Origin of the sequence: Nocardioides massiliensis (genome assembly GCF_030811215.1) — a bacterium.
GTDB classification, from domain to species: domain Bacteria; phylum Actinomycetota; class Actinomycetes; order Propionibacteriales; family Nocardioidaceae; genus Nocardioides_A; species Nocardioides_A massiliensis.
The window spans coordinates 1,538,136-1,548,266 of the sequence record NZ_JAUSQM010000001.1 but is presented as its reverse complement, the minus strand read 5'-3'; the positions used below and the strand labels follow the sequence as shown (position 1 = coordinate 1,548,266).

General features: G+C 72.4%; 10 protein-coding genes. 7 read left to right on the top strand and 3 right to left on the bottom strand.

All coding sequences use genetic code 11. The annotated features are described in order from the left end of the window. Positions 1-24: 24 nt before the first annotated feature. Together J2S59_RS07715 and J2S59_RS07710 are read right to left on the bottom strand one after the other, a co-directional pair. The gene (locus J2S59_RS07715; RefSeq protein WP_068120438.1) at positions 25-1,155 is read right to left on the bottom strand and encodes an alpha/beta hydrolase family protein; all 1,131 of its coding nucleotides are present in this window, start codon (positions 1,153-1,155) and stop codon (positions 25-27) included. Further along, complete coding sequence (locus tag J2S59_RS07710; protein WP_068120439.1) at positions 1,152-2,306, bottom strand: glycosyltransferase family 4 protein; 1,155 nt, start codon at positions 2,304-2,306, stop codon at positions 1,152-1,154. Before J2S59_RS07710 ends, J2S59_RS07715 begins: the two co-directional genes overlap by 4 nt. 148 nt (positions 2,307-2,454) lie before the next feature. On the opposite strand from J2S59_RS07710, the gene J2S59_RS07705 reads away from it, so the two are divergent. From J2S59_RS07705 to mshD, 7 genes are all read left to right on the top strand, one after another. Then, positions 2,455-3,504 carry a glycosyltransferase family 2 protein gene (locus J2S59_RS07705; protein ID WP_306824985.1) on the top strand — a complete coding sequence of 350 codons (1,050 nt, stop codon included), beginning with the start codon at positions 2,455-2,457 and terminating at the stop codon, positions 3,502-3,504. 3 nt (positions 3,505-3,507) lie between these two features. Next, a complete protein-coding gene (locus tag J2S59_RS07700) occupies positions 3,508-4,656 on the top strand; it encodes a glycosyltransferase family 4 protein (RefSeq protein ID WP_306824984.1) in 1,149 nt (382 codons plus the stop codon). Positions 4,657-4,752: 96 nt separating this feature from the next. Then, positions 4,753-6,372 carry a hypothetical protein gene (locus tag J2S59_RS07695; protein WP_181641435.1) on the top strand — a complete coding sequence of 540 codons (1,620 nt, stop codon included), beginning with the start codon at positions 4,753-4,755 and terminating at the stop codon, positions 6,370-6,372. Positions 6,373-6,405: 33 nt separating this feature from the next. Beyond that, positions 6,406-6,945, top strand: coding sequence for a TlpA family protein disulfide reductase (locus J2S59_RS07690; protein ID WP_068116585.1), 540 nt, complete (start codon positions 6,406-6,408; stop codon positions 6,943-6,945). Beyond that, complete coding sequence (locus tag J2S59_RS07685; RefSeq protein WP_246360046.1) at positions 6,942-7,256, top strand: MoaD/ThiS family protein; 315 nt, start codon at positions 6,942-6,944, stop codon at positions 7,254-7,256. Before J2S59_RS07690 ends, J2S59_RS07685 begins: the two co-directional genes overlap by 4 nt. A gap of 78 nt (positions 7,257-7,334) precedes the next feature. Then, positions 7,335-8,129 (top strand): winged helix-turn-helix transcriptional regulator, encoded by a 795-nt coding sequence (locus J2S59_RS07680; RefSeq protein WP_306824983.1) that lies wholly within the window; start codon positions 7,335-7,337, stop codon positions 8,127-8,129. Beyond that, positions 8,126-9,004 carry a mycothiol synthase gene (gene mshD, locus J2S59_RS07675; RefSeq protein ID WP_181641730.1) on the top strand — a complete coding sequence of 293 codons (879 nt, stop codon included), beginning with the start codon at positions 8,126-8,128 and terminating at the stop codon, positions 9,002-9,004. Before J2S59_RS07680 ends, mshD begins: the two co-directional genes overlap by 4 nt. A gap of 68 nt (positions 9,005-9,072) precedes the next feature. Here the strand turns inward: mshD and J2S59_RS07670 are convergent, their stop codons facing one another. Next, positions 9,073-10,023 carry a type IV toxin-antitoxin system AbiEi family antitoxin domain-containing protein gene (locus J2S59_RS07670; protein WP_181641731.1) on the bottom strand — a complete coding sequence of 317 codons (951 nt, stop codon included), beginning with the start codon at positions 10,021-10,023 and terminating at the stop codon, positions 9,073-9,075. Between the last annotated feature and the right edge of the window lie 108 nt (positions 10,024-10,131).

Sequence of the window (10,131 nt, the reverse complement as noted above, 5' to 3'; positions counted from 1 at the left end):
CCGGAGTTACGCCAGCGGCACGGTTCAACGGGCGTGCGCGCGCAGGAACTTCCGGACCTGCCGGTCGTAGCGTTTCGGTGCGAAGTTCCAGGCCTCGACGTGCCCGGCTCCCTCGACGAGGTGCAGCGTCACGAGGTCCGGTGCGGCCTCCGCCAGACGCCGGGAGGTCTCGACCGGCACGCTGTCGTCGGAGGTCCCGTGCCAGACGAGCGCCGGCGCCGTGAGCCAGGAGGTGTCGTCGAGGTGAGCCACAGCTGCCAGGTCCACGCCGGACCGCCACTGCGCGAGGCGCAACCCCGCCGACGACAGCAACTTCGGTACGCCGGCTCCCCCGACGGCGTCGTGCACGGTGGCTCGGAGGTCGAACAGGGGGGAGTCGAGCACGATGGCACGCACGTGCCGGGCTAGCTCCGAGCGTTCGAGGAACGAGGCGATCAGCGTGCCTCCCATGCTCGCACCCATCAGCACGACGTCGCGCGCACCGCGGTCGCGGGCGACTCGCACCGCCGCCTCCACGTCTCGCCACTCGCTCAGACCGAGCTCAGTGAGGCCCCCGCCGGTCTCCGGGGCGTTGCGGTAGGTCATGGCCAGCGACGGCAGCCCGGCCGCGACCGCCGAGTGCATCAGCCGGAACATCTCGGACCGAGCCGACCCCCGGCCGTGGACGAGGATCGCCCACGTGTCCCGGTCGCCGGGCACGAACCAGGCGGGCAGGTCACCGGCGCCGCCCGGGATGGTGAGCTCCTGCACCTCGAGGCCGGGAAACGCCCGCGTGGCGTCACGCGGATATGCCTCACGGGAGTAGCGCGCGAGCGTGCCCGGTGCTGGAAGGGTTCCTTCCAGGAGGCGGAAGCGCCGCTGCACCCGCTCACCGTCGTTGACGACGACCTGCCCGACCTGGCCGGAGCCGGTCTCCCAGGCCAGCCCGTAGACCGTGCCGACGGTCAACCAGGTGGGCCCGCCATCGACCTGCTCGATCGTGACCTGCCGCCCGGTCGCCTCCACGACCCGCACCTGCGAGGGCCACAGCGCCGAGGGGACCCGCAACAGCTCGGTGACCTCCCGCGACACCTGCACCACGACGTACGCGCTGATCAGCAGGGCCAAGGCCAGGAGCACTGCGAAGGTGCGTACGACGACGCGACGGATCCTCATCGGCCCGCCTCGCTCGGCACCGCTCTCCGCACGGACTCCAGCACCGTCTCCAGCGCGTCGAGGTGCTCCTCCCAGGTCGGCAGTCCCGCAGCCACGACCCGTCCCCGCGCGGCGAGCTCCGCGACGGCGCCGGGTCGATCGATGAGGTCGACGAGTGCGGCGCGCAGGCGCGCGGGCGTCATCGCCAGCTCCTCGACGCCATCGCCCAACCCCAGCGCGCGCATGGCGGGATCGTCGTTGACGAGCACGGCGCATCCCGAGAGCAGCGCCTCCATCGGCGTGAGGGGGCCCTCCCCTCGACTGGCGCAGACGAAGACGTCACAGGCGCGATAGACAGCGGCGACGTCGTCCGGCGGGAGAGTGCCGAGGAAGAGCCGCGCCGACGACTCCGGCAAGTCGACCGGCCGGTCGCCGCCGACGAACACCGTTCGGTAACCCTCGCCGACGGCGGCGGCGACGACGTCGAAGCCCTTCTTCGGGACGAAGCGACCGACGTGGAGCACGAGCACCTCGCCGAGCGGAAGTCCGAACCGACGGCGGATCTCCTCGCGTTCGCGGCCGACGGCAGGTCGGAAGCGAGCACGATCGAGCCCGTTGCGCAGCACCTGCGTGCGGACACCGGGCAGCGCCCCGCGGGTCCACGCGTCGATCACGGGACTGATCGGCAGGACGCAGGCGGCCCCCCGCAGGACCAGTGCGCCAACGGTGTGCAGCACGACCCCCTGGACGAGCCGCACGACCCGCGCCGGGTGGTCCACCATCCCGACGTGCTGGGTGACGACGTACGGCCTGCGCAGCACGCGACACAGGAGCGCGCCGACCCACGACGACAGGTAGAGCATGTCGTGCACCTGGACCACGTCGGACCGTCGCACCAGTCGCCAGGTGTGCAGCAACAGGGAGGGGGCGAAGACCGGGAAGGGAACGCCGTGGCGCTCGAACCAGTTGCCGACGCGGACGCGCCGGACGGTGACCCCGTCCTCGTCCATCGCTCCGGGTGCGCCCGGGCAGGCGCTGGTCACCACCGTGACCTCGTGCCCGCGACGAGTCAGCCCGTTCGCGACCTCGCGCGCCACCACCTCCAACCCTCCGACATGCGGGGGGTAGTAGTGCGCGAGCACCCCGACGCGCAACGGCCTGGAGGTGAACAAAGCAAAAAATCCTGTCTCTGGCTGTGACCTGCGTAACGCCCGGGTGGGGAGGTCGTTGAGCCTCTCCGATGCGCACCCCCTCCCGTGCGCACACCTCACAGTCGGGGGTCCCTTGTCGCCAACGTTCTCCCAGTCCCAGGGTTACGCAGTGCCCGCCCAGCCCTCCCGGGTGTCCGGCGTCCTCGCACCGGACGCCGCGGACCTCCCGATCAGCGGCGCGGTGCCGCGACCCGCACCCCAGCGCGCCGACGGCGCACACGCCTGGGCGGAGCTGAGGGTCGCGGCAATCATCCCGTGCCACAACGAGGCCGGTGCGATCGAGAAGGTCGTGCGCGACCTCAAGCATCACGTCGCCGGCATCGACGTCTATGTCTACGACAACTGCAGCACCGACGGCACCGTCGAGGAGGCGGCCAGGGCGGGTGCGATCGTGCGGCACGAACCGCTCAAGGGCAAGGGCAACGTCGTACGCCGTGCCTTCGCCGACGTCGAGGCCGACGTCTACCTGCTCATCGACGGCGACGACACCTACGACCCGGCGGCGGCCCCCGCCATGATCACCACCCTCATTGAAGGCAACTACGACCAGGTCCTCGGCATCCGCCAACAGCTCGCCGAGGCCGCCGGCGCCTACCGTCCCAACCACGAGTGGGGCAACCGCGTGCTCAACGGCGTGGTCGGTGCCATCTTCGGCTCCAACGTCGGCGACATGCTCAGTGGCTACCGGGTGTTCTCCCGCCGGCTGGTGAAGAGCTTCCCGGCGGTCTCGCGCGAGTTCGAGATCGAGACCGAGCTCACCGTGCACACCCTGAGCCTGCGGGCGCCGACCACGACGCGCCCCGTCGGATTCCGCGAGCGCGCGGCCGGCACCGAGAGCAAGCTGCGCACCTACCGCGACGGCTTCAAGATCCTCGGCTTGATCCTCACCCTGACCCGGCACGAACGCCCGATGGCGTTCTACGGCGCCGTCGCGGCGCTGCACATGATGCTGGCGGTCGCGCTCGGCACCCCGGTCATCGCCCAGTTCCTGCAGACCGGCATGGTGCCGCGCATGCCCACGATGGCCACGGCGATCGCGCTGGGCATCGTGGCGTGCCTGTCGATCACCGCGGGGCTGATCCTCGACGGCATGCGCAAGACGCGGCACGAGCTGAGCCGACTGGTCTACCTCCAGCAGTCCTGCGTCGGAGCACTCTGAGCCGTGACTCCCCCGGTGCGCGTCGCGGTGGTGACGCCGTACTACCCGCCCAGCGTGGGCGGACTCGAGCGATACACCCACCGCATCGCCCGCGCGCTCCACGCCGAGCCGGACTTCGACGTCGTCGTGATCACGACGGGCGACTCCCGGCGTACGCACACCAGCGTCGAGGACGGCGTCGAGGTCGTTCGTCTGGCGCCGTGGCTGAAGGTCTCCAACAGCCCCGTCAGCGGCTGGTGGCCGGTGCAGCTGCGGCGCCTGCTGCGCGATCACCGGATCGACGTCGTGCACGCGCACGCTCCGACGCCGTTCCTCGCCGACGTGGCGTCCTACGTGGCGGGCCCGCGGCCCGTGGTGCTGACCTACCACGCCGGTTCGCTGGTCAAGGGGGAGAGCCGCGCAGTCGACACGCTGTTGCGCACCTACGAGCGGGTCGTGCTCCCGCGGGTCTTCGCGCGCGCTCAGGAGCTCGTCGCGGTCTCGCCGGTCGCGAGGACGTGCGAGACGGGACGAGCCCGCCTGATCCCGCCCGGCGTCGACACCGACGTCTTCCGGCCGGGGACGCCGCCGCCGGATCCGACGGTGCTCTATGTCGGACGGCTGCAGCGGACGTCGCGGTGGAAGGGCGTGACCGTGCTGCTGGACGCCTTCGCCGCGGTTGCCCGCGAGCGGCCCGACGCGCGCCTGGTGCTCGTCGGCGACGGTGACGACGTGCCCGCGCTGCGTGCGCACGCCACGGCGCTCGGCATCGACTCCCGGGTCGCGTGGCGGGGGGCGCTGTCGGGTGCCGCGTTGGTGGACGCCTACCAGCGCGCCTCGGTGGTCGCGCTGCCCTCGCTGACCGAGGCCGAGTCGTTCGGGATGACCCTGATCGAGGCGATGGCCTGTGGCCGACCCGTCGTCGGCAGCCGCATCGGCGGGATCCCGTTCGTCGTCCGCGACGGGGTCGATGGTCGGCTCGTGCCGCCCGGTGACGCCCCCGCGCTGGCCGCCGCGCTGGTGGACGTCCTGGCCACCGGGGACCGCGAGACGATGGGCCGGGCCGGACGACAGGCGGCCGTGGAGCGGTGGGACTGGTCGCACTCCACCGACGCCACCTTGCAGGTCCTCCGTGAGGTTGCCGGGACCGCACGCACCTGCGTGGCTCCCTGAATCGATCGCACCCGCGAACTCGCACGCGGCCCTATGCTGCTGCTGCCCCTCCCGCCCGCGTACGTCCGCGCCAAACCATCCTCGGGACACACCGCCATGAGCTCATCCGACCTCGACCCGGGCTCCGACCCGGGTCCCGCCGCGGGTCCTGTCTGGGACCTGAGCGCGCGGCTGGGCTGGCTGCTGGCCTCCTGGCGCACCCACAGCGCGTACGCCGATCCGGCCGCCTTCGTCGCGGCGCTGGCCGAGTCCGGCGTACCCGCCGATGTCGAGCTCCTGGCTCGCTGGGAGTCCGGTGCGGAGCCACCGCCGTACGCCGCGGTGCGAGCAGCGGAGGAGGTGCTCGGGCTGACCCCGGGGCACCTGTCGGACCTGGCGGGCTATCTCCACACCTTCTTGCCCGGAACGCCGCCGCTGTGGGGCCGTCCGGGGGTCGACGCGGGGGCGGCGGGGTTCGCCGAGCAGGTACGGGCGACGGCCGCGCAGGTGCTGGCGGCAGAACCCTCGGGCGCGGACGCTGACCGGGTCCCGGCCGGGAGCGGACTGCGCGCCTGGGTCGAGCTGGGCCACCAGTTGGCGGCCGCCCGCCACGCCGAGCACGTCGGCACGGCCGGCACTCCCGACGCCCTGCTCCCCGACGAGACCTGGAGCGCGCTCGCGGCGCGGGCGATCACGGTGCTGCCGCGCGGCGTGCACACGGGGCACCGCGCGATCATGCAGGCCGTGCACGTGCTGTGCGGCGTACCAGCCGCCGGCGCGCACGTGGTCGCCCACCTGCGCGACTACCTCGCCGACCCTGCCGCGCAGGTGCTGTCGCTGCCGATCTGCACCCTCGAGCGCATCCCCACGGCGGCCGCCGCCGACCTGACGCTCGACCTGCTCGAGGAGGGCTTCGCCGAGCGCAACCTGCGCGCCGCGGTGTGGGTGGCCGCGCAGAAGCTGCGGCGCGGGGAGTTCGACGCCGCCCAGCGCACCCGGCTCGACCTGCTGCTGCTCACCAAGTGGCGCAGCAACAACCAGGCGACGCCGCAGGACTTCGCCGAGCTGATCGCGGTGCAGCCCGACGAGCTGCGCCAGACGTTCGCGAAGGCCGCCACCCAGGTCGGTCGGCCCGAGGTCGCCCAAGCACTGCAGTCCGGTGAGCTGATGCCGGCTCCACAGGCCCGCGCGGTCGCTGAGGCGTTCTCACGCGGGGTGCTCGTGCGGGCGGGGCAGCCGATCGACACCCTCGACCCCACCCTCGTCGCGACGCTGCGCGAGGCGGTCTTCCACCTCGCCTCCGACCACCGCCACCTCGCCTCGGTGATCCTCGCGTGCTCGCCGTACGCCGACGCGGTCGCGACCTGCGCCCTCGACCTGCTCGACCGCGACGACGTGCCCGAGCTGCTGCGGGCCCACGCGGCCCAGCTCGTCGGCTACACCGCCGACGACGCGCACCGCAACCGGCTGCACACCCGGCTGGCCGACTGCGACGACGAGATCGCCTTCCGCGCCGTGCTTGCGCTGGGGCACCTGCGCTTCCATCAGGTCAGCGACCTCGAGCTGCGCCGACGCCTCAGCGGGCTGGCGACCGAGCAGGCGCAGACGTGTCTCTATGGCCTGGGCATGACCGGCTCGCCCGCGCTCAAGAGCTTGGCAGCGGGCAAGAACGGTACGCCGCCCTGGCAGCAGGCCGCCGCCGCGTGGTGGCTGCGGATCGGGAGTGCGGTGCGCTGAGGCGTCGTTGATCGACGTGCGAGCATGGACCGCATGTCCGCAGGTCTGTGGGTGCTGATCGTCGCCCTCGCCGCCGCGACCGCCTTCGGGCTGGTGCGCGCGGCGCGTGACGGGCGTTTCCGGCCGGCGCGCGGGGTGGCGGACGTGCCGGCGACTCCCCCGGCGACCGCGCCCGGCGCGGCGGGTGAGCCGACTGCTGCTGGAGCGGCGACCGAGTCCGCCGTACCCGTGCTGGGTCCTGCCGACCTCGGCGCCGAGCTCGGAGAGCGGGCGACGCTGGTGCAGTTCTCGACCGCGTTCTGCGCGCCGTGTCGCGCGACCCGGCAGGTGCTCGGCGACGTGGCCGGGCGGGTGCCGGGCGTGGCACACGTCGAGGTCGACGCAGAGCAGCAACTGGCATTGGTACGCCGCCTCGGGATCCTGCGCACCCCTACCACCTTGATCCTCGACCCGGCGGGAGCCGAGGTCACCCGCGCGGCGGGTGCGCCTACCCGAGCCGCGGTGTTGGGGACGCTGCACCACCGGCTCGGCATCGACAGTCGGGACCCGAGCAGCGAGGAGGCGCCCCGGTGACGGAGGCATCAACCGACGTGGCGGCGGAGCAGACGACACCTGCGGGGACGGTGACGGTGCGGTACTGGGCGGCTGCCCGCTCTGCCGCCGGACGTGAGAGCGACCGCGTGGAGCTCGGGCCCGAAGGCACGCTGGCGGAGGTGCTCGCGACCGTGAGCCGGGTCCACGCGGACTCGCCGAAGTTCGCCGACGTGCTGGGCTGCTGCTCGATCCTGGTGGGCGATCGGCCCGTCGCGGGGCTCGAGCCGAGCGACGTACGCGTGCGTCCGGGGGACTCCGTGGAGCTGCTGCCGCCGTTCGCCGGAGGGTGACCTGCGCCTCGTCGGCGGACGGCTGTCCGTTGCGGCCGCTATCCTCGTCTCCCTGACACCGGCTGGCCGGGAGGGCCCATGAGCTCGCTGCTGCTGCTGACCGGCTCCTTGCAGCCGTCGGCCGACGTGCTCCCTGCCCTCGCGCTGCTGCGCCACCAGGTGAAGATCCTGCCCGCCGAGGGCAGCGCTTTGTTGGATGCGCCCGACGCCGACGTCGTGCTGGTCGACGCCCGCACCGACCTCGCCCACGCCCGCGACCTGTGCCGGCTGATCCGTACGACCGGGGCGATCGCGCCGGTGCTCCTGATCGTCACCGAGGGCGGGCTCGCCGTCGTCGCCGCCGACTGGGGCATGGACGACGTCGTGCTGGCGACCTGCGGTCCGGCTGAGCTCGATGCCCGGCTGCGGGTGGCGATCGAGCGGCTGGCGGCGCAGCGCAACCCCGAGGACGACGACGGGCACGTGATCCGCAACGGCGAGCTGGTGATCAACGACGCCAGCTACACCGCCAAGCTCGGCGCGCGGTCGCTCGACCTGACGTTCAAGGAGTTCGAGCTGCTGAAGTTCCTGGCGCAGCACCCCGGCCGGGTGCTGACGCGCCAGCAGCTGCTGCAGGAGGTGTGGGGCTACGACTACTTCGGTGGCACCCGCACCGTCGACGTCCACGTACGTCGGCTGCGGGCCAAGCTCGGCCCGGAGAACGAGTCGCTGATCGGCACCGTGCGCAACGTCGGGTACCGGTTCGTCACCCAGGCCGTCGACCGGTCCGAGGCGGGTGCCGCGGACGCGGCGGATGGCGTGGGTGGCGTCGGTGGCGCGGGAACGGACGCTGCGGCGCGCGAGGACTCCCCGGCCGGGGCGGAGTCCACGTGACGACAGGACTCGACGACCGGTTGCGCGCGGCCATCGAGACCGTCGCCGGCGCTGCTTGCGACCACGACGGCGCCGATCCGCTCGACGAGGCCACCCGCCTCGCGCTGCGCCATCGCGACGAGTCCGAGATGGCCGTCTGGCTCGCCGGCGACGCCGACGCCTTCGCGCTTCTCGTCGACGGTGACCTCAGCCTGGTCACCCACCCCGACGCCCGACGCCGCGGCCTCGCCGCAACCCTGCTGGACGAGGTGATCGCTGCGGCCGGGACCGAACCGCTCACCGCGTGGTCCCACGGTGACCACCCTGCCGCCGTGCGGTTGGGGTCGGCGTACGGGTTTGCGAGGGTGCGGGAGCTGTGGGTGATGCGGCTGACGTCCGTGTCCGACCTGCCGCCGGTGGAGGTGCCCGAGGGGCTGGTGGTGCGGGGCTACCGCGACGCCGACGCCGACGAGGTCGTGCGCATCAACGCCGCCGCCTTCGCCTCCCACCCCGAGCAGGGACGCATGGACCGCGCCCAGCTCGCGCAGCGGATGGACCAGGACTGGTTCGACCCCGCCGGCCTGCTCGTCGCCGAGGACACCGCCGCCCCGGGCCGCCTGCTCGGCTTCCACTGGACCAAGCTCCCCGTCGGCTCGCAGGTCGGGGAGGTCTACGTCGTCGGCATCGACCCCGCCGCCCAGGGCCGCGGCCTCGGCCGCCTCCTCACCCTCGCCGGCCTCCACCACCTCGCCGGCCGCGGGGTCATCGAGGTCGAGCTGTACGTCGAGGGCGACAACCACCCCGCCCAGCGCACCTACTCCGGCCTCGGCTTCACCCACCCCCCTGCCGACACCCACGTGCAGTATCGTCGGGACGCAAATTCGCTACACGTGTAGCGAACTCACCGCTGTGTAGACTTTCCAGTCGGCGTGTCGCGCAAGAACATGTACACAGTCCGTGCCACTCACGCCGGAGCGCCACTGCGGCGCGTCATCGCGCGCCGAATCCGCGCCGCCGTACGCTCGGGCGCGTCGAGGTCGTCCCACGTGAGTCGGATGACCGCCCACCCGGTCGCCTCGCGAATGCGATCCTCCCGTCGCTTCTCCTTCATGAGGACATCGACGGCCGTTTCGCCCTCCGGGACGAAGTCGACGTACTTGACCTTGCCGTCGAATTCGACGATCACGCCGTACTCCGGCCAGGCGAAGTCCACGATCCCGAGCAGCTCGCCGAATGCGCCGTAGACCTTGTACTGCAGCTCCGGCGTCGGCAGCCCGGTGCGCGAGAAGAGCAGACGCGATCGAGTCTCACCGGCTGACTGGGCGAGCGCCGTAGCACCGCCGACGACCAGCCGCACGGGCAAGCTGTGCGGATCGTGGTCCTGCGCCAGCGCCTGGTTGGCAAGACACCGGGGCGTGACCAGACCCTTGGCCAGAGCGGCGTCGGCCACCACCATGCCTCGCTCGACGCCGCCGAGCTTGACGCAGTCGATCACCGTGCGTGCTGCTCCGGTAACCGGCACGTTTCCGACCGTTCCATTTCCTGTCAGCTCCCGGCTGCTGCGGTGGTGCACGATTCCCCCTTGCAAGCGGCCGGAGGCTGGGACCAGGTGGGTGACGTGCACTCGCCGGAGGTCGACGTCCCACACCGGCAACCCGTGCAGCAACGCCGCTGTCCAGTGCGACATCACGATGGGCCGGGTGAACAACCTGGCAGCAGCGCGAGCAACCTCGACGTGCCGCGACTGCGGATCGGCATTCCGCCACCAAAGCCCATCGACGTACAGCCCCTGCCGGGCACGAATCAGCTCGCCCTTGGCGATGGCGCGTCGAAGTGTCGTGTCCGTGAGCCCGAGGGCGAGCGCCTCACGGCGCAGGAAGCCGGGACCGAGTCCCACCATATTCGCAATCGACATCGGGCCAGGGTCGGCGCAATCGGCGCCGCATCGGGCAAGAGCCGTCCGAGCTGGGGAGGGCCGTTGATCGACGGCGGCCTGTGGACGCAGGCTGGCCCGGGCTGCGGC